Consider the following 22,169-nt stretch of genomic DNA (forward strand, 5'->3'; position numbering starts at 1 on the left):
TCACAGTAATATGAAACTGACTTATACAAATGTAAATGAATACCTGATCCCGAATCTCACCTATAAATCCGGTGAGCAGATGGAGCAACTTGGCAAATATGGATTCTTACGTAGAGATTATCTGAAAAACCATCGAAATTCAACGTATCAGGTGATGCTTTTACAGGATACCATTGGAGAGCATCTTCTGGAAGTGGACAAGGCAGCTAGGGAACGGGAGGAGGTAATTCTGAAACAGTTGGAAGAAAAAGAACCGCTGCCGGATAAGGAGAAAGACCAGATGGCATGGGTAAGAGCTGCCAATCAGCACAGAGCGATTGCGGAGGAGATTATTCTCAAGGAATTGATTTATGTATAAGGATTGCCAGTAACTAATCTGGCAGTAACTGATAAAAATAGAATATTGTGAGCGAAGTAAGGCGTGAGTCATAAAATATGGCTTGCGTCTTTTTCTTTGCCTGAAAGGAAGTGATAAGTTTGAACAAGAAGTTTTTGAAGCATTATATGGAAACCAATCCGGAAGGGACAGCACAGACCTATATCTTTCTGGTGGACAATCAGGATATAGCGTTGAATATTGTGATGTCAGGTTATCAGGCACTTTGTCTGGTGCAGGAAGATGATGGGTATTATTTCAGTGCAGATTCCTTTATAGAGGAAATGAGGTCTATTCAATTTACTGGAAGCTGTCAGAGTGCCTATCATTATGTGTCTGCCTGTACGGTGAAGTGGATGAATGATAAGTTACAGACATTTTTCAAAGACGCTGGTCTCGACGGAAAAGCAGGCTGGCAGTTGTTCAAAGAGAAAGAGTATCTTGGCAAACTGGATAATCAGAAAGAAGTTGAGAAATTACTGGAACAGTATATTCTGCGTTTTGAACGAGATCCGAGAGAAGAACCGGAACTGAGTCGTTTTCACTTATTTGATGCAAAAGGAAATGTGAAAGGTGTCCGGGATATGGAGATTGTAGATTATCTGGTGGAGAATGTTCAGTTTTTTGTGGTAGGAATCACACCGTATTATTATGAGCATGGCGTTTTCATGGAAGACCATGATGGGGTAAGAATGAAATACCGTATCCAGAAGCTGATCTATCGAGATCAGGTACAGAGTGGAGTGATCAAAAGAATCTATAATCTGCTGATCACACAGCCAAAAGTTCACCGAGAGGCATATGAACTAAATAAACAGCCTGTGCGGTGGATCAACTTCAAAAATGGATATTATGATCCGGTTACGGGTGAAATGCTGGAACACAATCCGGATTATCTGACAATCAATCAGATACCATTTCCCTATTATCCAGAGGATTGTGAGCAGGTGTTACAAGGTGGAGAAAATATCAAAAAGTATCTTGCATCTTCTCTTCCGAACAAAGAAGAACAGCAGACATTCTGGGAGTATTTTGGATACTGCATGACACAGGATACGCAGTTTCAGAAATTCCTTACACTGAAAGGAAATGGTGGAACAGGAAAGTCGGTGGCAGTATCGCTGATCCAGCATGTCGTTGGAATCACCAATATGTCCAGCATTTCTTTACAGGATTTAAATAAACGATTCTATGCGACTGGAATGTATGGAAAGCTGTTAAATGCCTGTGCGGATATTCCATGCAAGGCAATGGAGAATACAGATGTATTAAAGAAAGCAGTCGGTGAGGACACACTGATTTATGAGAAAAAAGGACAGGATGCAATTCATTTCCACTCTTATGCGAAGCTGCTTTTTTCTACCAATGAAATGCCGCAGAATCTTGAGGATAAGTCAGATGCTTTTTACCGTAGACTACTGATTCTCGATATGAACCGGGTAGTAAAAAGTGGTGAAAAAGATCTGCACTTAAAGGAAAAGGTACAGGCAGAATCTGATTATGCAATTCATATGGCGATGATTGCATTGAAAAATCTGTACGAACAGGGAAAGTTCACGGAGAGCGAACACAGCAAAGAATGTGTAAGAGAAGTGCAACGGACGTCAGATAGTATCTGTGCTTTTATTGATGAGTCATTGGTGCGTGCCAAAGGAAAACGTCTGAAACGAAGTGAAGTGTTCCATATGTATGAGGAATACTGCAAAGAGAATGGCAGACAGGGGCATGGTAAATCTAACTTTTTCAGGAATATGACAGATAAAGGTTTCCTTCTGAAGCAGTACAATGGTGAGTTTTATTATCAGGATATTGCAGTTAAGGAAGAAGATTTTTGTCCTGTAGATCCAGAAGAAAGAATACCTTTTGAAGAAACAGATACAGATTATAAACAGTTACAGTTAAATATGAATCAGGGAATTAAGGGCATTTAGGGCAAAATAAGCAAAAAGAAATGTTACCGGAGCAGGAGAAATAACAAAGATAGCTGCCAAAGTACATAAAATTTTGCTTTTTTTACACTGACTGCCCTTTTTATGTATCAACATTTTAGCTGATACAAATATAGGTTTTTCCCGAATTTGGGAGAAAGTCAAAAATAAATATTAAGAAAGTATGAGGTATGATTATGAGAATGATGAAAAACAACAATAATGAGACAGTTATGGTGATCGGGATTGATCATGGGTATGGAAACATGAAAACAGCCACCAGATGCTTTCCATCCGGTGTAGCCAGATATGACAAGGAGCCAATCTTCCAGAATAATCTTCTTGTTTACAATGGCATGTATTACCAGATCGGAGAGGAACACAAGGAGTTCTGTGCAGAGAAAACGCAGGATGAGGACTATTATGTGCTGACACTGGTGGCTATCGCAAGGGAACTGGATGGGAAAGGAATGAATCAGGCGAAGGTGCACATTGCAGCCGGACTTCCGCTTACCTGGGTAGCTACACAGAAAGAAGATTTCCAGAAATATCTCCTCCAGAATGAAAGCGTGGATTTTATATTCCGCAATAAAGAGTATCATGTGGAGTTTGCAGGTGCTGACATTTACCCACAGGGATTTGCAGCAGCCTTTTACCGCTTACAGGATTTCAAAGGAATCAACATGCTTGTGGATATCGGAAACGGAACTATGAACATCATGTATATCAACAATTTCCGTCCATTAGAGAAGAAATGCTTTACAGAGAAATATGGAACACATCAGTGTGTGCTTGCTGTAAGGGAATCCCTGCTGAAAGAACTGGGAACAGTGGTGGACGATCTGGTGATTGAGCAGGTGATCCGTACTGGTACAGCAGATATTGGTGAGAAATATCTGACAGTCATTCGTAAAGCTGCCGGAGATTATACGAAAGAAATCTTCCATAAGCTGAGAGAACGGGAATACAATCCGGAATTGATGCGTCTGTATGTGGTAGGCGGTGGAGGTTGTATGATCCAGAATTTTGGAGAATATGACAAGAGCCGGGTGACAATTGTACGGGACATCTGTGCCACAGCGAAAGGCTATGAAGCAATGACCGTAAGGAAAATCCAGAGAAACGGAGGGATGCTTGTATGAGAAAAGAACGGAAAATCATCAACACAAATATCCGTTTAAATCTTTGTGATGAACAGGACAGACAGGCATGGGAATATTTGCAGACGATGGACAGGGAAAAATATAAATCGTACACCAGAGCAGTTGTAGTTGCTTTAAACGATTATTTTTCCAGAGAGTACAGGAATGAAGCAGATCCGTATCTGGAAACCAGAGAAAAGGAAGATGCTTTTCTGGAAAGAGTGGAAACAGCTATCCGGGATGGAGTAAAAGAATCCGTCCCGATGGCTATGGCGAAGAACCTGCTGGAAATGCTTGTACCGTTTGTAAAAGAATCGGTAGGAGAAATTAATCTGCCGGAAAGAACACTAACAATGGAGAAAACGGATGGAGAGATCGCAGAGGATAATCCGGACTGGGAGAAAGAAGCTGATATGGATGCAGCATTGGATTTTGCAGACAGTTTTTAGATGGTTATGAAATAGCAGTAAGAGGAAAACAGACTGACAGTAAGGAATAGCTTTACAAAAATAGAATAGCAGAAAAAGACAATGGCAGTGGTGGCATTTCAGACATTATGAATTGAAGAAATGTTTATGACTGCTATTTTTATGTCTTTTAGCAGAAATGGAAAGAGATCCAGAAAAAGAAAGGTAGAAATAAAAGGAAAATATAACAGAAAAGCGTTGGCAGATGGGTGGATTGAACAAGCAAGGCGAAGAAAAGAATAGAGTGCCGGATACGGCACATGATTGTCCGATACTTCGCATCGGAGTGATGCATGAACAGCCTGTTTCAGAAAGAGAAAATCTATCGAAATGGGAGCTTTTCTCTTTCTTCCACAGTCTGTCCCTGCACCACAAAACCACCGTCATCTCCATTTTGATCTGATAATGTAGGGTGGAAAATATGGCTTGGTGGGTGTCGGTTCAGTGGTGGGGCGATGACAGGCAAGTTTCGCAAAGTGGCAAGTCACTCTGCACCGGAGCCAGCCTTTGGGCTGTTCCTAAACTTGCCAGAGGGCTCTGCCCCTGGAACCCCGGCACGTCAATGGCGTAAGTATTCCTGCGAAATGTCCACCGGACATTCCTACGGAACATTTACTGATTGACTAGGGTTTCACCCTGCACCCACCAAAGGGGCGTTGTCTTCGCTCCACTTCGGTCGGTGCTAAACGGACATCCACTGGATGTCCAGCACCCTTATGGAATCCCTTTATTGGTTTATCAGCCAGAATATCGTATCTGTCAATAAAGAATGAAAATTAAGCAAAGAAAGGAGCAGAAAGCCTATGAGAAAACGAAATCATACAGTAACCATACGGATGAATAAAGCAGAATATGATCTGCTTCAAAACAAGGTGAAAGAATCAGGAAGAACACAACAGGAAGTTGTGATAAAAGCAATCGCAGACTTGAAGATAGCATCGGCAGAGGAAATAGAAGAACTGAAAAGACTGAACCAGATGTTTGCGGATATCCTTTGTCAGCTCCGGGGAGCTACGACAAATATCAACCAGATTGCAAGAAAACTGCATACAGATGGAGAAATCCCAAACGACAGTATGTTGTATTTCCTCAATAAAAATATTCTCAAGTATCGGAAGGAGAGTGAAAGGATATGGCAGTTAATAAGACGATTAATAAGCGGACAAATACACATGGAGCAATGAGAAATTGTATTGAATATGTTTTACGGCAGGACAAGACAAGTGAGCTGCTTACTTATGTAACAGGCCCGTACTGTCACAATGAAATTAATTATGATCTAGTGTACAGAACCTTTTTGGAAGAAAAGAAGATGTGGAATAAAGATACAGGGAGAATGTATGCCCACAACATTATTTCCTGGCATAAGGATGAGCAGATCACCCCGGAGCAGGCATTTGAATTTGGAAAAGAGTTTGCAGAAAATTGGTTCAGTGGATTCCAGACCTTAGTGGCTGTGCATAAGGATAAAGACCATGTCCACTGCCATTTGGTTACTAATTCAGTGAGTTATGAAGATGGGAGAAAGCTGCATAACACCAGAAAAGATCTGGAACGTATGAAACAGCTTACCAATCAGATGTGCCGGGAACGAGGACTGACAGTTGCCGAGAAAGGAAAGCACTTTGATGGAAGCCAGATTGAAAAAGGGGAAGTCATTGCGTGGAGCAAAGATAAATATAACCTGTTCCGTCAACAGGTAAAGGACAGTTTTGTAGCGGATTGTGCAATGGCGGTATTAAAGGCACTGGAAAATTGTATCAGCAAAGAAAAGTTTATAGAAAAAATGAAACAGTTTGGATGGAACGTAAACTGGACAGAGAAACGGAAGCACATCACTTTTCAGAACCAGGATGGGAAGAAAGTGCGAGACAGCAATTTGTCAAAAACATTCCATCTGGACATCAGCAAGGAGGGATTGGAGAATGAATTTGATAGAAATAGGCAAAAAGACAGAGATTCAGCCAACAGAGACAGCAGAGCAGACGAAGAACTCAGAAACTATTACAGAGAGCTTGACGCAGCCATTGCAGACACCAGAGGAATCACCAATCAAGCTCAAAGTGGAGAGGGATATTCTCGTACAGAGTTTCAAGAAAGCGAAAGAGTTCATGCGAACACAGAAAAAGCAGATACAGACACTGGAAGAAGAGAAACAGACGATCTTATCCGACAGGCAGAGATTGCGAGAAGAAGTTCGGAAATCAACCGTAGAAATTCAGCGTCTAACAACAGAACTGTCCGAAACGCAGAAGCTGAATCAATCGCTTCAGCAGAGCAACGACGATCTGAGGAACAGGAATGGTTTGAAGAGCAGGAGCGAGCAAGAGCAGCTCGAAGAAGAAATAAGAGACGTTCGGGACCAGAACTCTAAACTTCAGATACAGGTGAATAAATCATCTGTTGAAGCAGTAGATGAAGCACAGAAGAAACAGAAAGAAGCAGAGAAAAAGATGGAACAGGCAGAAACAAAGGCCCGTAACGAAAAGAAACGGGCAGAGCTGGAAATCCGTAAAGCGAAAAAAGAAGTAAAAGCCAGAACCGAAAAAATGAGGGATACGGAATATTTTTGGGGAATGGGATACATTACGGTAATCCTGTTTGTAATTATACAGAACGGTGCTTTTCAAAATGATTTCATAGATTTTTTCAGGACTCCATTCATGTGGTATTTTCAATTTTGTGAATGGTTGGCACATCCAACCTATGATAACGGATTTAACCAGAAAATAGCATATACATGTGGAGAAGCATGGGTTATCAGAATTCTGGCAATCGTAGCTGTCCTTCTCATAGTGGTAATTATAATGGCGATAATTATGGAAATAATAAAGAAATACAAAAAAATGTGGGATAAAATTTCACAGATGTTTTTAATCGGAAGTCTTTCGGGGATAGCAGTACTTGGAGATGTAATTAGAGAATATCTGCCAGTGAATTTGATTTTGACATTTGGATTTATCAATGTGGGAATCATGTTGCTTAAAATATATTTTCAAAAGAAGTTTGAAGAGAAAAGCCTGTATGCTGATAATCACTATGATTAGGAAAATACAAAAGCCGATAACCACAGTTCAAGAACTGTGTATTATCGGCTCTGCGGCTGTGCGTCTGGCGTTTTAATAGCAGTTATATGGAATTGTTCAATGTCGATTAGGCATTCGCTTTTGCACTTCGACAAAAGAGTGGAAAATTTTTTTACTGGCTCATTTTCTCAGATTTTGTCGCGTGTTTTATTTCCGTAGACAGGGAAATGCACCCACTCGACACTTACTTTTATTTGCGCCTCTACTTTTTATTTTTTCCTTGAATATCCTATAACACTAACAAAATACGATGCAACTACTATACCCAAAACAAAAATAGCAATCAACATAGAATTTTTAACCAAATTTTGAGTAACGTATTTCATATCTTTTGATATTTTACTTACGAAAAAGATAACGAGAAGTGTGCAAATCATTCTCACATACTGAACACTCATATAGCCAAACCACTGTGCTATTGCTAAACATATAGAACACCATAAAACAGGTAATGCTATTGCAATGGCGATAGAAAAACCAAACTGGCTAAGCGTAAAATTATGATAAACCACATAACGAATGATATAAATGATAACTGTACCCATTATACTAATCGGAACAAGAAGCAAGCTAGTCAAATACTTACTGAAAATGATTTGGTACTTACTCAGCGGCAAGGTTAATTCATATTGTTTCCATGAAGTCAATCCATCATAGGTCATGGTCATCATTAAGTGCATACCGATAAAAAGTGAAAAAAAAGCCGATGACATAATTGAGTAAACTTCATTCTCTCCGAAGAATGAAATTGCTATTACAAAAAAATACATTACAAAAATGACTTTTTTATTCATTTTCTTCATAAGCAATAAATCCTTAAAAACCAATCCTTTCATTTGACACCTCCTTTGATATAGAACAGCATAATGTCCTCAATAGAAGCATTATCAATAATTAGATTTTGGTATCTTTTTTTTGCAGCTACTTTGTCATGTATTAAGCATTCCACGCTAAGATTTGTTTCTCGACAACATACATAGTCATCTGGTGAAACAGTATTAAATTCTGATTTTTTACAGCGTATAATTCCATAATTATAAATGAGGTCATCTTTCTTTTCCTCAAAAATAATTTTTCCATTATGAATCAGAATTACATAGTCAGCAACCTTTTGTATGTCAGAGGTTATATGTGTAGAGAACAAAATAGAGTGTTCTTCATCTTGAATAAATTCTAAAAAAATGTCCAAAATTTCATCTCGTACAACAGGATCTAACCCTGTTGTTGCTTCGTCTAAAATCAAAATCTGGGGTCTATGCGATAGTGCACAAATAATTGACAATTTCATCTTCATACCTTTTGAAAGTTGCCCTATTGATTTATTTAATGGAACATCAAGGCGTTTCATATATTCTTCAAACAAATTCATATCCCATGTTTTATAAGATCCCGAAAGGATTTGGGCAATATCTTTTGCATTTAAGACGTAATGGAATTTACATTCGTCAAAAACAACACCAATGTTTTCTTTATGCAAATAAGAATGATTTTGTTTACCCAATATTCTTATTTCACCCGCATCCAACTTCAACTGGTCTAAAATTAAATTGATAGTTGTACTTTTTCCAGCACCATTTTCTCCTATGAAACCCACAATACGTCCTGTAGGAACTGTAAATGAAATATGATCTAACATAAAATCATCAAATTTTTTAGTCACATTTTTTACAACAATACTGTTCTGTTCCATAATTCCACCTCTCATTCTTCAAAAAATAGTTTTAGAATATTAGCCATTTGCTCATAGCTGATACCATGGGTACGACCGATTATAGCAACCTTTTCTAAAAGTTCTTCCGCTATTCGTAGTTGTTCTTCTTGAATAAATTCTTTATTTGGTGATGCAACAAAACTACCTTTTCCCGATACGGTTTCGATAAACCCATCTCGAGTTAAATCTTCGTAAGCTCGTTGAACAGTAATAACACTTATATGCAGGTCTTTTGCCAGTGCACGCATGGAAGGCAGGGCTTCTCCGGCAAATAGGGTACCATTCATGATTAAACTCTTGATCTGCATAGCAATTTGTTCATAAATAGGCTTATCACTACTATTACTTATGATAATTTCCATTCTAATTTCCTCTCACCACCTTCCGATATATGCGTACTTATACGATATGTACAGTGTATATGATAGTGTCAGAAATGTCAATAAAGTAATCCTACAATTCATTAAAATATACCATATAAAGTTTTCAAAAAATCAGCGTAATCCAACCTGTCAACCGGCATAACAAGGTTATTTCTTTGTGCAAATCAGCACGATAATGATAGGATGAGCGATGATAAATTAAGAACTTCTGGCTCCATGGAACGAAATCGTCAAAGCTGAAATCGAACGTCGTGCAAACGAATCAAATTGATCATATGTGAATTGTCAAGGTGCTCCGGCTATTGAAAAGTAGTCGGGGATTTTTTCTATCGTATCTAAAAATTAAGCGGTTACCATATATTCAGATTGGCAGTGAAGTAGTTGTTAAAGAATATCCAGATAGACGGGAATATGCTGTTTGGGAAGAGGTGCTTAATGCTTGTTTGAAAGAAAAATATATTGAAAGAAAAAGCGAAGCGATTTGTGTAATTACAAATGCTGGCTATAAAGTAGTTGAGTGATGAAAAATACATATAGCAGAAGAGCATTAGATTAAAAAAGAATAGTAACTCCCCATTATTGGAATATTTTCCAGTTTTGGGGAGCATTGTATTTGCTATATTCGCCATTTTTTCTTAGGTTCATATTTTCCACAACCATCACAGGTCTGCGGCCAGTTGATTTTCCATTCAAAATATTCATCTCTGGTAATTGTACCAGATTTCAATTCTTCTTTTCTGATAATCCATTCTTTCATAAAATCATTCAGAACCCCATAGTTGAACCATAGACCAACAGGTGGATGAGCAGGCCAGTTATCAGAATCGTGATAACGGACAGCGGTATCCTCATTAGAATTGCACTTTTCGATTGGATAGGTTTCTAACTGGAAGAGGTTGATTGCTGCCGGGTTAAATTCATCAATCCAGAATAGAATTTCCATAAGTTCCGAAGCATCCATAGTAGTAGGTTCGTGCAGTGCCAGCGGATTCACGTCCAGAATCTTAGCCATTTCAGTTACCAGATCTTTGCGGGGAACCCGGTAATTCGTTTCATATTGGGCAAGGCGGTTTGCGCCTTTATCGCCCCAACCGAGGGCGGCTCCAAGTTCTGCCTGTGTCATATTTCGGAATGTCCGGATTTTTTTTATTTTATCACCGATTGTCATATCAGATTTCCAACTTTCTTTTTGATAAATCCATTTTACTACCAAAAACAGGGAATGTAAACAGAAAGATTCGCATTGAAGCGAATAAAACACTTGACATTCGCATTAAAGCGAATTAAAATGACGGTACAATAAGGTTCGCATTAAAGCGAAACAAAAGAGGCGAATGTAAATTTTTTATGAATTTTTCAAAAAAGGGTGTCAAAAGTGCCTCTGTAACGCCTTATTAGTGAGAGGATTTTTTTGAAGCGAACAACATTTTGGTGTTTCCAGGCTGTAATAAGTGAAAGGATATTCAAAAAACTCTCTTTTGTACCTTGAAAACTGCAAGAGCTGTATAATCTGATTCCACAGATGCCATAACCCTGTAAATGATTTTACAGGCGAGCGTCGAAGATACTCCGGAAACGGCTGGTAAGTTTGCGAGGAAGCTACCAGCATTCAGAAATACTTTGATAGAGGTCAGATGTAACGCTGACAACAGATTATACGAATGGAAGCCAATACGCTGAACAGAATACAAAATGCTATAGATATCTGGATAACTGGAGAAAAGAGGAAGAAAGATAAGGTGATGCGGTTGAGAAAATTGTAGGTATAGGACGACTTATACAAAGAATATGTTGGAAAAAGAGGTGAGCATCATGGTGAATCAGTCAGTAATAGATTCCAGTGTTGATCTGGAGCAGTTAAAGGACATTGAAGATTTAATTCCTGATATGGATAAAGCTATTTCTGAGAAAGTGGAAACTTTTCTGGATAAATCCGGCGATCAGCCGTATGCTCACATGAATGAAGGGTATGTGGTGGTCGTGGAAATGACCGGAGAAATGGATGCCACAGATGCCATTAGCGATTATCTTAGAAAAAGAACGGAGTTGATGTATTAGATGCAAGTCTTGAAAAAATATCTTGCGAAGCTACAGATGTTATGTTAATGTGAGGTCAGGGAAAATGAACGTGATACATGGTTTCTGACTTCAAATTCAATGGAATAAGTAAGTTGGGAGCGATGTAAAATGGAACAGATGCAAATGAATATGCCAGATATATACGATGCTGCATTGTATCTTCGATTATCGAAAGATGATATGGAAGAGGGCGATGTGAAGTCAGAGAGCAACAGCATTGCAAATCAGAGAGAGTTACTTCGGAGCTTTGTAAAAAGCCAGCCGGATATTCAGATCTTTGATATATATGTGGATGACGGATACTCAGGAGGAAATTTTGACCGACCTGAGTTTAAACGAATGACAACTGATATAGAAGCTGGAAAAGTAAACTGCGTGATTGTAAAAGACTTATCCAGATTCGGAAGAGAGTATATAGAAGCCGGGCGATGGATCGAAAAGACCTACCCGGCTTTAAATGTGCGTTTTATTTCAGTTACAGACCAGTTTGACAGTAAAACAGCAGATTTTTCAGAAAAGTCATTTGTTGTTCCAATCAAAAATTTTGTAAATGAAAGCTATTGCCGGGACATTTCCGGTAAAGTGCGAAGCCACCAGAAAATCAAACGTGAAAAAGGTGAATTTATTGGAGCATTTGCCCCGTATGGTTACTGCAAAGATCCGGAGAATAAGAACTGTCTGGTGATTGATTCTTATGCAGCGGATATTGTAAGAAAAATATTTTCATGGAAAATTGATGGATTCAGTCTTGGAGCAATCGCAGAAAAACTGAATGTACGTTATGTGCAGTCTCCAAAAGAATATAAAAAGGCAAATGGCGAGAATTATAATTCTGGATTTCACAGCTCAGACACACCGAAATGGTCGGCAGTGCAGATTAAAAGGATTCTAACCAACGAGGTTTACATTGGAAACATGGTACAGGGCAAGCAGGAACGAATCAGCTATAAAGTAAAGCAACGCCTGGATAAGCCAGAATCAGAGTGGGTGAAAGTAGAAAATACGCATCCGGCAATCATCAGGCAGAATGATTTTGATGTGGTGCAGAAGTTACTCCAATATGATGGCAGAGCATCGAAAACATCAGACAGTGCAAACTTTTTTGGGGGATTTGTGTTTTGTGGAGATTGCAAGACCCCGATGATACGCAGGGTAAATCAGTATAAGGGGAAGAAAAAAGCTTTTTATATCTGCCAGATAAAGAATAAAGGTGGAGATTGTACCAGACACAGTATTCCGGAAGAGGTGCTGAAAAGGATTGTATTGAAAGAGATTCAGGCATATACAGCACTTTTTATAGACTATCAGATGATTATGGAAGAACTTTGTGAGATGCAAGTTAGTTACGATCAGGTAATCGGTTATGATACACAGATTAGTAAGTTGCAGGAAGAATATAACCGTTATTACAGTCTGAAAGCATCTTTGGGTGATGACTTGAAAGAGGGACTGATCAGCAAAGCGGAGTTCGATGATTTTCGGGAAAGTTATGGAAGAAAATGTGAAGAACTGGAGCAGATGATTGAGAATCAGAAAAAGCTGATAAAGCAAATGTTTGAGGGTGGAGTGTCTGCAACCGTTCAGTTGGAGGACTGGAAGAAATCACTGGAAATCAAAGAATTGGATCGCACATTGCTGGCACTGACCGTAGATAAAATCTATATTTATGAAAACAAGCAAATTAAAATTCACATCCGCTATCAGGATATGATTGAGAAGATGAAAGTCATAAGACGGTTTTATGCGGAACACAGGACAGAATGCAGGAAAGAGGTGGGATAAATGGCAAGAACAGCAAAAAGATATAAGAAAAACACAGAGAAGAAGATTCCTGGTATTCTGGTATGTATGGCTGCAATTTATGCCAGATTATCCGTAGACAATGATGAAAAAAAGTCAGAATCTATTGAAACACAGGTTACGCTGATAAAAGAATTCATTCAGAAGCACAATGAAAATCCGGACAAAGAGTATGAGATTGCTGTATATGATATTTATTCTGATTTGGGAAAAACCGGAACAAATTTTGACAGACCGGGATTTGAACGGATGATGAATGATGTCAGGGCAGGTAAACTAAACTGTATTCTGGTAAAGGATTTCTCACGATTTGGAAGAAATTATATCGAAACTGGAAACTATCTGGAAAAGATTCTTCCTTTTATGAAAGTGCGGTTTATTTCTGTATGTGACAACTATGATTCATTTGCACCGGATGCCAAGAATCAGGAATTATCCATGAATATCAAGAATCTGGTGAATGATGCTTATGCGAAAGACATTTCCGCAAAAGAACGGGCAGCGAAACGTATTGCACAGAAAAATGGTGAGTATGTGGGATCTACAGCTCCATATGGATATTGTGTGGAAAAGATAAATGGAATTTATAAGTTGATGGTGGAACCGGAAGCTGCAAAGATTGTCCGCAGGATTTTTGAAGAATATGCTTCGGGAGATGGCATACAGAGCATTATTGACAGGCTGTTTGAGGATAGGGTACATCGGATTTCAGATTATAACCAATATCATCATGTGTACTGTCAGGATGGAGAGAACCTTCATCAGTGGGGGAATTCTTCGATACGTGCAGTGCTGAACCGAAATAATTATTATGGTGATCTGGTTCAGAGGAAATACGAATCCAGATTTCAAAGAGGGGAAAAATGGTGTGACATATTGGACGAGAGCCAGTGGATTATTACGCCAAATGCCCATGAACCGATTATCAGCCGAGAACTGTTTGAAAAAGCACAGGTCAGGCTAAAAGCAGCACAACAGAAAGCAACAAAAACTACTGCAGGGTGGGAAGATGATGAAAGAGCATTTTACAATGTATTCTATTGTGGTGATTGTAAGCGGAAAATGTGTACACGTAGATACAGAGGCAATGTATATTACTTTTGCAATGCTGCCTGGTATCGGGATGAAAGAAAATGTAGTCACAAATCTATTTCCGAAGAGAAGTTGCAGAAAATTGTCCGTTCGGAGCTGACCAGACAGTTTCAGTTATCTGGATTGCGGAAAAAGGATATGTCTGCTATAAGCAGTGCGGTATTTCTTTCCAAAATCAATGAGATTCAAACTGAGATCAGAAAACTGAATATAGATATGGAAAGACGTTCAGAAAAACTGGCACAGGCATTTATGAAATATAAAGAGGGTGAACTTTCCAAAGAAGCCTATATAGAAATGAAAGATGACCGTAATAGCTGGAAAGAGTTCTGCGAAGAGAGAAAGAAGTCTTTAGAGCAGACCATACGAAAGCTGGAAAAACAGCAGAAAGAAGAAGCCAGATTTTTACGAAGCCTGCTGGAGCTGGATGGGACAACCAGAATCAATGCGGAACTTGCAGAAGGCTTGATTGAAAGTATGTATCTATATGGTGATGGCAAACTGGAAATCAACTTCGGGTTTAAGGGGGTGGTAGAACATGAGTGATCAGAAACTGATTATTGGATATTACCGCCTTTCCATGGAAGATGACTCAGAGGAAGAAAGTAACAGCATTATTAATCAGAGAAAACTGGTAAAAGATTATATTTCCAATATTCCTGAACTGGTGGCTATGCCCTTTCAGGAGTTCTACGACGATGGATATTCTGGTTCCAGTATGGAACGTCCGGCAATTAAGCAGGTTCTGGAACTTGCCAGGGAGAATAAAGTGCAGTGTATCGTAGTAAAAGATTTTTCACGTTTTGCCAGAAACTATATTGAGATGGGAACTTATCTGGAACAGATTTTTCCATTCCTGGGAGTACGATTTATTTCTATTTCAGACCGATATGATTCTAAAGATTATAAAGGAAAGAGTTCAGACATCGAAGTACAGTTTAAAGGATTGATCGCAGACTTCTATGTGAAAGATCAGTCTGTAAAGGTAAAGGCAGCAGTCAGCACCAGACGGGGAAAAGGTGAGTATTGTTGTGGTTCTGCACCTTATGGGTATCGAATCAATCCAGAAAATAAGAAAGAACTGGTGATTGTAGAGGACGAAGCGGAAGTGATTCGCAGAGTATTTGAACTGACCAATCAGCGATATTCCAAGATGGAGATTTGTAAGTTATTCAATGAAGAGGGTGTATTGACTCCCTTGCAGTCTATGAGCAGACGACAGAAATCAGACAGCAAGAAAGCTGCATCAAGAGGATTGCAGTGGACGAGTGATATGATACGGAAGATTGTGGATGATAAGACCTATATAGGCTGTATGGTCTATGGAAAGACAAAGATTCCAGATCCCGGAACTGGGAAAGAAGTACCCGTTCCGAGAAGTCAGTGGAAAGTGATGGAAAATCACCACGAGCCAATAGTGTCAAAAGAAGTCTTTGAGAAAGCACAGTCCCTGCAGATCAGATACACCAAGAAAAGCAAATTTGACAGGGAGATAACACTATTAGGTGGCTATGTGAAGTGTGGAAATTGTCATAGAAGTCTGACTTCAAGCAGTCCGGTTCATGGTCATATTCTTTATAGCTGTGCTTACAGTAAAGGAAAAGAAGATACAGGGTGTTTTGCCGGGAAAGCGGATAACAAAATGCTAGAGCATATCGTACTGGCAGAAATAAAGGCATATTTACGCCAGAATATCAGCCAGGAACAGATGCAGCAATCTATGAGAAAACAGCATGAGGACAGTATAGAAGCCTATAAGACGGAAAGTGCAGACTGTGAAAAACGTCAGGAGCAGATAAAGATTCAGAACCGCCAGAACTATGAGAAGTATCATGAGGGACAGATGAATCAGAAACAGTTCATGGAAGCAAAGAAGCAGTTGGAAGAAGAAAGAGAACGACTGCAGAAACGTGTACAGGAACTGGATGAACTGATAAACGGAGAGAAAGAAATTCTGATGAAAAAAAATGTTCCGGTGGAGCAGATGTTGAAGTATTTAGGCTATGAGAAGTTGACACGAGAAATGCTGGAAGAATATGTGCAGGGAATATATGTGTATGATGACGGGAGAGTGGAGGTGGAATGGAGGGCACTTAAATTAGCACGATGACAATATTTAATGTGCTATGGTAGAATAAATATAGATTTAGATAATGTTTTTATGTTGAAAGAAAGGTGAGAACATGAATATGAATTATATTAGAGAAATTGCAGAAGCTTTGTCTGAGAATCATGCTGCATTGATGGTAGGGGCTGGATTTTCAAAAAATGCTGAAAAGGTTTCTATTACAGATAAAAAATTCTTAAATTGGAATGAGCTTTCTGATTTGTTTTATGAAACAGTTTATGGGAAAGAAGGGCCAGGGAAGCAATATAATAGTTCTCTGAGGCTTGCTCAGGAGGTAGAGATTACGGTAGGACGTCCCAAATTGGAAAAAATAATTAAAGATGCAGTACCGGATTTGGAATACGCTCCTTCTGAAGTGTATGTGAAGTTAATGGAAATGCCATGGAAGGATGTATTCACTACAAATTATGATACTTTATTAGAGCGTGCAGCAGATAAGGTAACAAACCGTCGATATAATGTTGTCATTTGCCAAGAAGATTTAGTCAATAGTAACAATGCTCCCAGAATTTTAAAATTACATGGTTCGTTTCCATCATACCGTCCATTTATAATTACCGAAGAAGATTATAGAACATATCCAGTGAAGTTTGCTGCAATGGTTAATACAGTTCAGCAAGCATTATTAGAGAATGTATTTTGCATGTTAGGTTTTTCTTGTGAGGATCCTAATTTCATAAAGTGGATTGGATGGATACATGATAATCTTGGAAAGAGTAGCTCGCAAAAGATATATATGGTATCAGTTACTCATATTGCTGAGGCAAAACGTAAATTACTTTTTGAACGTAATATTATTGTTATTGATTTACAAGAACTATGGCCAGACAAAAATATTGGTGATAGATTGAATTCTTTTTTAGAAGAATTAAAATTAAGAGTGGAAGAAAAGCGGAGAAAAGATAATTGGTTTGATTTAAGACAGTTGCATTTACAGTATGATACTGATTTTGTGAAAAAAACAGAAATAATGAAAAAATTAAATGAATCATATCCGGGTTGGATTTTTTTACCGTGGAAAATGAAAAATAAGGTAAGTTATGTATTAAATGAACTCGATAATATGAATGAATTTGAACATATTTCATTCACAGATCAAGTAAACTATATGTATGAATATGTAAAGTTTATGGATATCGCAGGAAGACCGATTCTTTCTCAGGTAGTGGATCAGTTTTTGAATGTATTGGAGAAAAAAGAAGGGGATGAACTAGTTGACAGTTTTGGAACAGAATTAGAATACAAAGAACAAGTAATATATTTGCATCTCTTACGTTCTTATAGAGAGTTGGCAGAATGGGAAAAGTATGAAGCATGTCATGAAAAAATAAAAGATGCATATTTAGACTATGATAATAAGCAATTTTTATATGCGTGCGATTGTCGGAAACAGCTATTTAGATTTCAAGCTGAAAAATTAGCGGGAATGCTGGATTCGTGGAATTTGGTAAACGGTGATATGTACTGGCCTTTGGTTAAAGCCAATATGTATGCACTTATTGGAGAAATATCAAAAGCGGATGCAATCCTATCGGATGTACTTACATTGGTGAGGAAACAGTTGGTCAAAGCAAGTGGAAACGAATATTTGTCTTCGATAGAAGAAAGTATTGTATCATTAATTAATTTTATCAGACAAGGAAATATTGTAGATGAGACAGAAGAATGTATACATGAAAGTGATGTATCTTGGTGGAATGAAAATGATAAGTATTGTTTATATTTAAATACAGAAGAAAAAGGTAATAAGAGTTTTGAAACAAAAGATAATTTCGATTTGTCCTCTACATATACAATGCATATGGGAAGGGATAATTCAAATGTGTTTTATGCACTGGAATATTTGAGGTTTCTAGAACAAACAGGTCATCCATTTCGGTTGCAGAATGTTACTAATACTAAAGGATTACACAGCACAGTAAAACTATTAGCACCATATTATCCACACTGGTGCCTTATGCAAATTTTAATAGCACAGGATAATAAACATATAGATTTAATGTTTGGACGAGTTAAGTTGTATGAGTTATCACAAAAAGAAGTTGATGATATTGCGAAAGAATATTTAAGAATATTTCAGATTGTGATGAAAAATGTTAAGCCAGAGAATTTCTTTTTTGCAAAGTCTATATATGAGCAGTCAGCAGTAGTTCTTCCAGATATTATAGCGAGATTATGTTATAAATGTTCAATTAATATATTGGATGAAATTTTCGATTCAATTCTTGATTTGTGCTTAAGTAATGTTCGAACAAATTTCAAGGGTATTCGAAAAATATTTAAAGGATTGTTTGAAGCATTTTCACTTCAAGATCAAGAAAATCGAATCGAGAAAATACTACAATTTCCGGTGGATGTAGATCGAATGAGTGATTATTGCGATCCAATAGTATTTATATCAAAACCGAGAGAAAAATATGTGCTTGATATTGAAATATATAACAGGATACTTTTCCAAATTAAACAAACAATAAAAGAAGCAGAAAATGAAAAAAGACAAGCTGCAGTGAATCGTTTGGTTATACTTGCACAAGTTATTATACTAAATGAGGAGGATTTGAGATATTTATGTAAGGTATTAGAAAAAGAAGAAACGCTAGAAAATAAGTCTATATTATATGTGTTGGATAAACAAAAGTATGAGAAAAATAAAAAAGAAATATTTGAAGATACATTAAAAAGAATGAAATCAGATTCAAATACGCAAATGTTTTCGGCTGGAGGAAATAATTATAGAGACTTAATAGGAATTCTTAATGATATAGATATTAGTAAAATTAATTTGGAAGAAGCGTTGGAAGTGCTGACGAATTTAGTGAAAACTAACCAATCATGGGTTGAGAGAAATCAACCAAATGCTAGTGAAAGAATTCGTCAGAGCTTTTTAATTGTCATGGGATTGATTATTTTACGTGAGAGTAAAAATATTGATTTATCCGAGACAGAAAAAGAAAAGGTGTATGCATATTTTGAAGCTTTAAGCGAGCTGTATAAAAATTCCATTGCAATTGACATGATAGAAGCATGTTTTGTTGATGATAGCAAATTTTATTTTGAAGATTTTCAAAATAAAATTTGGTTAAGTAATGAGCAAGAGTTGGGGTTGATTAAAGATTTTTATGATGTACTTTATATAAATGATTTTAAGTTACAAAACAATGACATGTTGTTGAAGTGTTCAAATATGCTTTTTAGGATTTCGATATATAGAGTGATAAGTAGTGAAATACTTCACAATATGGCTGCATTGAAATTGTGTTATGCAATAATAAAAAATGAAATTGTTTTAAAAACAGAAATACAGACTTTACTTGTATGTTTGCTAAAGCTTCAAGATGAGACGGTAATAAAACAAACAGATTCTGAACAAGAAGCTTTGTATAAATTAAGATGTCGAATAATATCTTGCAAGATTGCGAAAGAACTGTATGTAAGAGGAATAAAATCTGATATTGTAGATGGGTGGAAAAGAATTAGTGAGAATAAAAATGAATTTATAGAAATAAGAAATGTTGTTTTTGATACTACAGGAGATGAGTAAATATTATTGTTGAGCTCTTATACTGTATGACAATGACATGACATCCTAGAGACAATTAAGTATTGTTGAGAGCATACCATACGCTACTTGAAGAGAATGTGATAAGTGGAGTTGTTGAAAAAGAAAAGTGCATATGTTACTATTAAAATGGATATAATTCATGAGAAACAAAAGAATAATTAAAGTATAAAAAGCGTATATTTGGGGAAATATATAAGAGCAATATGTACGAGAAGGGAGACTGGAATGAATAAAAAATGGACACTCCATGTTGAAAATTTTGCAAAAATAAAAAGTGCGGATGTTACTATTGCACCGTTGATGTGTTTTGTGGGTGATAATAATAGTGGAAAAAGTTATTTAATGAGTATATTATGGGGGATTTTAACATTAGGAAAAGATATTTTTCCCAAGAAGCCTTCAGAAGCCAGAGTATATAAACAGTGTGAAGATTGGTTAAAAGCACATATCAATACAGAGATTGAATTATCTGAGAATGATATGGAACTATATATAAATTGGTTTAATGAATTGTTAAATACTCAAAAAAAGTCTTTAGTTAGAAAGATTTTTAATTACGATGTTGAGGTTGAAAAATTAAAGATTACTAATTATGAAAGAACTAAACCTATTAAAATTGTCTGGGAAAAATCAGGATCTAGATATTCTGTAACAAACAATTATATTAAATTTCCGGAAGTAGATTTACCTAATAGGGATGAGTTGCTTCGGATGAATGCGTATATTTGTTGGAATTTATTAATGGAGGGTATTGCTGCTCCACTATATACACCAATTGTAAAGGGAAGAAGAATTGGCGAGCCAATTTATCTTCCGGCTTCGAGAACAGGCTTTATGCTTACATACTCGCAGCTGATTGAAAATTCGTTACAAATTAGTTTTTCGGCAGAATTACATGAAAATACAAGTACTCTTACACTTCCATATGTAGATTTCTTACAGCTGATAACGAAGTTTGAAATTAATAAAAAAGATAGCAAAAAGTATTCAGGCATAATTGAATATATTGAAAAAAATATGACAAAAGGAAATTTGTCAGTAAAAAAAGATATGTTACCAGTTATCCAATATCAGCCGGAGGGAAGTGATAAAGAAATTCCATTGTATGTTGCATCATCTATTGTTTCGGAAATTTCACCATTACTTTTGGTACTGAAATCCGGCATTAATTTTAAAGCAATGATTATTGAAGAACCAGAAGCACATTTACATCCAGAGTTACAACAAAAAATGGCTAGACTGATTATTAATATGATGAATTTGGGTATACCGGTATGGATTACTACTCATAGCGATACCATTTTGCAACATATAAATAATATGATGAAATTAAAAAATCATGTACGAAGCAATGAGTTGCAGCAGGAATATGGATATAAAAAGGAAGATCTTCTTTCTAGAGAAGATATTCAAATGTATCAGTTTGTTACGGAAAATAGTGGGAAAACAAGATTGATACCATTGGAGGCAACAAAATATGGATTTGTTGTTCCAACATTTAATAATGCTCTTGAAAAAATAGTTGAGGAAGTATACGCATTTCAGGAGGACTGATAAATGATTGAAGAACGGATACAGTATGGAATTGATAATTTTTTAGAAGATAATTTTTTCCTGCCCTTTAGCAATTCCTATTGTTTAGAGGAAAAAAGTGAGACAGGAAGAAGCAAATTGCACGTAGATGTACAAGGGGATAATTTATGTAGTGAGGATTATGACCATAAAGGAAAGTGCAATTTTCTTAAGAAAGAAAGTCCATTTAAATTAAGAAGAAGTGTTGATCATGTTTTGCTTCAAAAAAAGGAAGAGAAATGGATATTGCATCTTATTGAAATGAAGAGTAAGGTTGATAACAAAAAATGGCATGAAATAAAACAAAAAATACGTGCTAGTTATTTTAATGTTCGTGCATTGGAAGGGGTATTGGGAATACATATTGATGAGATTAGGACATATACAACGTATGAGAGTACTGGATTTTGGAATACAGATAGAAGTGAAGATCCTAAAATAATGGTTGCACCTTTAGGAAAACCAATGCCACCAGCACCAGAGAAAGAATGGGAAAATAATATTATTAGCGTAGATGTTGGCGCTGTGAGGAAGTTTCAACATGTTGCAGTTAAGATGCAGAGAACAGAAGAGGGAGATAAGCTAATAGGAAATTTGCGTATTTGCTGATTTGAGAATTCTCTGTACTGTTGCTTGCATAGAATGGATAATATTAAGTTTTGTGACAATAACGTTACATCCTCCCCACCCACTTTGTGACAATTATATAACGTCCTCTATACAGAAATATGCGGTTTTAAGCCATTTTCGTGGCAAAAAAGCCGCATATTTTTTGTAGCAATGACTTGACATCCCCGGGAGCACTATGTACAGCTCAGAGCATTCCAAAATGAGTTATACTGC

20 protein-coding genes and 1 pseudogene are annotated in these 22,169 nt (G+C 37.0%); 16 read left to right on the forward strand and 5 right to left on the reverse strand.

All coding sequences use genetic code 11. The annotated features are described in order from the left end of the window. Window positions 1–10: 10 nt before the first annotated feature. The 8 genes from WKT11_RS11035 (at window position 11) to WKT11_RS11070 (ending at window position 6,960) form a co-directional block, all read left to right on the forward strand. Window positions 11–358, forward strand: a complete 348-nt coding sequence (locus WKT11_RS11035; RefSeq protein ID WP_118392771.1) for a TnpV protein — start codon at window positions 11–13, stop codon at window positions 356–358. Window positions 359–468: 110 nt separating this feature from the next. Then, window positions 469–2,307 (forward strand): DNA primase family protein, encoded by a 1,839-nt coding sequence (locus tag WKT11_RS11040; protein ID WP_227233690.1) that lies wholly within the window; start codon window positions 469–471, stop codon window positions 2,305–2,307. A gap of 194 nt (window positions 2,308–2,501) precedes the next feature. Beyond that, on the forward strand, window positions 2,502–3,446 hold the full coding sequence (locus tag WKT11_RS11045) for a ParM/StbA family protein (protein ID WP_227235235.1): 945 nt from the start codon (window positions 2,502–2,504) through the stop codon (window positions 3,444–3,446). Further along, window positions 3,443–3,895, forward strand: a complete 453-nt coding sequence (locus WKT11_RS11050) for a hypothetical protein (RefSeq protein WP_117674288.1) — start codon at window positions 3,443–3,445, stop codon at window positions 3,893–3,895. The genes WKT11_RS11045 and WKT11_RS11050 overlap by 4 nt, the downstream gene beginning before the upstream one ends. Window positions 3,896–4,118: 223 nt before the next feature. Continuing rightward, window positions 4,119–4,316, forward strand: coding sequence for a hypothetical protein (locus WKT11_RS11055; protein ID WP_340284322.1), 198 nt, complete (start codon window positions 4,119–4,121; stop codon window positions 4,314–4,316). A 400-nt stretch (window positions 4,317–4,716) separates the two neighbouring features. Then, window positions 4,717–5,097 (forward strand): plasmid mobilization protein, encoded by a 381-nt coding sequence (locus WKT11_RS11060; RefSeq protein WP_181976052.1) that lies wholly within the window; start codon window positions 4,717–4,719, stop codon window positions 5,095–5,097. Next, window positions 5,046–6,287: a relaxase/mobilization nuclease domain-containing protein gene (locus WKT11_RS11065; RefSeq protein ID WP_181977639.1), complete on the forward strand. Its 1,242-nt coding sequence runs from the start codon at window positions 5,046–5,048 to the stop codon at window positions 6,285–6,287. The genes WKT11_RS11060 and WKT11_RS11065 overlap by 52 nt, the downstream gene beginning before the upstream one ends. A gap of 13 nt (window positions 6,288–6,300) precedes the next feature. After that, on the forward strand, window positions 6,301–6,960 hold the full coding sequence (locus tag WKT11_RS11070) for a DUF6040 family protein (RefSeq protein ID WP_233435631.1): 660 nt from the start codon (window positions 6,301–6,303) through the stop codon (window positions 6,958–6,960). 41 nt (window positions 6,961–7,001) lie between these two features. Here WKT11_RS11070 and WKT11_RS11075 read toward each other — a convergent pair. The 4 genes and pseudogenes from WKT11_RS11075 to WKT11_RS11090 all read right to left on the reverse strand — a co-directional run. Continuing rightward, a pseudogene (locus WKT11_RS11075) lies at window positions 7,002–7,100 on the reverse strand (cysteine-rich KTR domain-containing protein); the annotation flags it as partial. A gap of 108 nt (window positions 7,101–7,208) precedes the next feature. Then, the gene (locus WKT11_RS11080; protein ID WP_015541856.1) at window positions 7,209–7,835 is read right to left on the reverse strand and encodes an ABC-2 transporter permease; all 627 of its coding nucleotides are present in this window, start codon (window positions 7,833–7,835) and stop codon (window positions 7,209–7,211) included. Then, window positions 7,832–8,689, reverse strand: a complete 858-nt coding sequence (locus WKT11_RS11085) for an ABC transporter ATP-binding protein (protein WP_015541857.1) — start codon at window positions 8,687–8,689, stop codon at window positions 7,832–7,834. Before WKT11_RS11085 ends, WKT11_RS11080 begins: the two co-directional genes overlap by 4 nt. An 11-nt stretch (window positions 8,690–8,700) precedes the next feature. Next, window positions 8,701–9,072, reverse strand: a complete 372-nt coding sequence (locus tag WKT11_RS11090) for a GntR family transcriptional regulator (RefSeq protein WP_015541858.1) — start codon at window positions 9,070–9,072, stop codon at window positions 8,701–8,703. Between the two features lie 323 nt (window positions 9,073–9,395). On the opposite strand from WKT11_RS11090, the gene WKT11_RS11095 reads away from it, so the two are divergent. Beyond that, window positions 9,396–9,614, forward strand: a complete 219-nt coding sequence (locus WKT11_RS11095) for a hypothetical protein (protein ID WP_117674290.1) — start codon at window positions 9,396–9,398, stop codon at window positions 9,612–9,614. A 95-nt stretch (window positions 9,615–9,709) separates the two neighbouring features. Here WKT11_RS11095 and WKT11_RS11100 read toward each other — a convergent pair whose 3' ends face one another. Further along, window positions 9,710–10,261 carry a helix-turn-helix domain-containing protein gene (locus tag WKT11_RS11100; RefSeq protein ID WP_015541859.1) on the reverse strand — a complete coding sequence of 184 codons (552 nt, stop codon included), beginning with the start codon at window positions 10,259–10,261 and terminating at the stop codon, window positions 9,710–9,712. 644 nt (window positions 10,262–10,905) lie between these two features. Between WKT11_RS11100 and WKT11_RS11105 the strand changes: the two genes are divergently transcribed. The 7 genes from WKT11_RS11105 to WKT11_RS11135 all read left to right on the forward strand — a co-directional run bounded on the left by WKT11_RS11105 (window position 10,906) and on the right by WKT11_RS11135 (window position 21,935). Further along, window positions 10,906–11,151, forward strand: a complete 246-nt coding sequence (locus WKT11_RS11105; protein ID WP_008369874.1) for a DUF6870 family protein — start codon at window positions 10,906–10,908, stop codon at window positions 11,149–11,151. A gap of 129 nt (window positions 11,152–11,280) precedes the next feature. Beyond that, window positions 11,281–12,954, forward strand: a complete 1,674-nt coding sequence (locus WKT11_RS11110) for a recombinase family protein (protein ID WP_015541860.1) — start codon at window positions 11,281–11,283, stop codon at window positions 12,952–12,954. Further along, window positions 12,955–14,610, forward strand: a complete 1,656-nt coding sequence (locus WKT11_RS11115; RefSeq protein WP_015541861.1) for a recombinase family protein — start codon at window positions 12,955–12,957, stop codon at window positions 14,608–14,610. After that, complete coding sequence (locus WKT11_RS11120) at window positions 14,603–16,174, forward strand: recombinase family protein (RefSeq protein ID WP_015541862.1); 1,572 nt, start codon at window positions 14,603–14,605, stop codon at window positions 16,172–16,174. The genes WKT11_RS11115 and WKT11_RS11120 overlap by 8 nt, the downstream gene beginning before the upstream one ends. Before the next feature lie 73 nt (window positions 16,175–16,247). Next, window positions 16,248–19,733: an SIR2 family NAD-dependent protein deacylase gene (locus WKT11_RS11125; protein WP_015541863.1), complete on the forward strand. Its 3,486-nt coding sequence runs from the start codon at window positions 16,248–16,250 to the stop codon at window positions 19,731–19,733. 246 nt (window positions 19,734–19,979) lie between these two features. Next, complete coding sequence (locus WKT11_RS11130) at window positions 19,980–21,308, forward strand: AAA family ATPase (protein ID WP_117674292.1); 1,329 nt, start codon at window positions 19,980–19,982, stop codon at window positions 21,306–21,308. 3 nt (window positions 21,309–21,311) lie between these two features. Beyond that, a complete protein-coding gene (locus WKT11_RS11135) occupies window positions 21,312–21,935 on the forward strand; it encodes a hypothetical protein (RefSeq protein WP_015541865.1) in 624 nt (207 codons plus the stop codon). Window positions 21,936–22,169 lie beyond the last annotated feature (234 nt).

The organism is Blautia sp. HCN-1074 (assembly GCF_037890165.1).
In the GTDB taxonomy this organism is placed as follows: domain Bacteria; phylum Bacillota; class Clostridia; order Lachnospirales; family Lachnospiraceae; genus Blautia_A.

What these genes read in the sequence shown, in the direction of transcription:
- WKT11_RS11035 (WP_118392771.1), top strand. Translation starts at nt 11, where the DNA reads ATGAAACTGACTTATACAAATGTAAATGAATACCTGATCCCGAATCTC.
- WKT11_RS11045 (WP_227235235.1), top strand. Translation starts at nt 2,502, where the DNA reads ATGAGAATGATGAAAAACAACAATAATGAGACAGTTATGGTGATCGGG.
- WKT11_RS11050 (WP_117674288.1), top strand. Translation starts at nt 3,443, where the DNA reads ATGAGAAAAGAACGGAAAATCATCAACACAAATATCCGTTTAAATCTT.
- WKT11_RS11055 (WP_340284322.1), top strand. Translation starts at nt 4,119, where the DNA reads ATGGGTGGATTGAACAAGCAAGGCGAAGAAAAGAATAGAGTGCCGGAT.
- WKT11_RS11060 (WP_181976052.1), top strand. Translation starts at nt 4,717, where the DNA reads ATGAGAAAACGAAATCATACAGTAACCATACGGATGAATAAAGCAGAA.
- WKT11_RS11065 (WP_181977639.1), top strand. Translation starts at nt 5,046, where the DNA reads ATGGCAGTTAATAAGACGATTAATAAGCGGACAAATACACATGGAGCA.
- WKT11_RS11080 (WP_015541856.1), bottom strand. Translation starts at nt 7,835, where the DNA reads ATGAAAGGATTGGTTTTTAAGGATTTATTGCTTATGAAGAAAATGAAT.
- WKT11_RS11085 (WP_015541857.1), bottom strand. Translation starts at nt 8,689, where the DNA reads ATGGAACAGAACAGTATTGTTGTAAAAAATGTGACTAAAAAATTTGAT.
- WKT11_RS11090 (WP_015541858.1), bottom strand. Translation starts at nt 9,072, where the DNA reads ATGGAAATTATCATAAGTAATAGTAGTGATAAGCCTATTTATGAACAA.
- WKT11_RS11100 (WP_015541859.1), bottom strand. Translation starts at nt 10,261, where the DNA reads ATGACAATCGGTGATAAAATAAAAAAAATCCGGACATTCCGAAATATG.
- WKT11_RS11105 (WP_008369874.1), top strand. Translation starts at nt 10,906, where the DNA reads ATGGTGAATCAGTCAGTAATAGATTCCAGTGTTGATCTGGAGCAGTTA.
- WKT11_RS11110 (WP_015541860.1), top strand. Translation starts at nt 11,281, where the DNA reads ATGGAACAGATGCAAATGAATATGCCAGATATATACGATGCTGCATTG.
- WKT11_RS11115 (WP_015541861.1), top strand. Translation starts at nt 12,955, where the DNA reads ATGGCAAGAACAGCAAAAAGATATAAGAAAAACACAGAGAAGAAGATT.
- WKT11_RS11120 (WP_015541862.1), top strand. Translation starts at nt 14,603, where the DNA reads ATGAGTGATCAGAAACTGATTATTGGATATTACCGCCTTTCCATGGAA.
- WKT11_RS11125 (WP_015541863.1), top strand. Translation starts at nt 16,248, where the DNA reads ATGAATATGAATTATATTAGAGAAATTGCAGAAGCTTTGTCTGAGAAT.
- WKT11_RS11130 (WP_117674292.1), top strand. Translation starts at nt 19,980, where the DNA reads ATGAATAAAAAATGGACACTCCATGTTGAAAATTTTGCAAAAATAAAA.
- WKT11_RS11135 (WP_015541865.1), top strand. Translation starts at nt 21,312, where the DNA reads ATGATTGAAGAACGGATACAGTATGGAATTGATAATTTTTTAGAAGAT.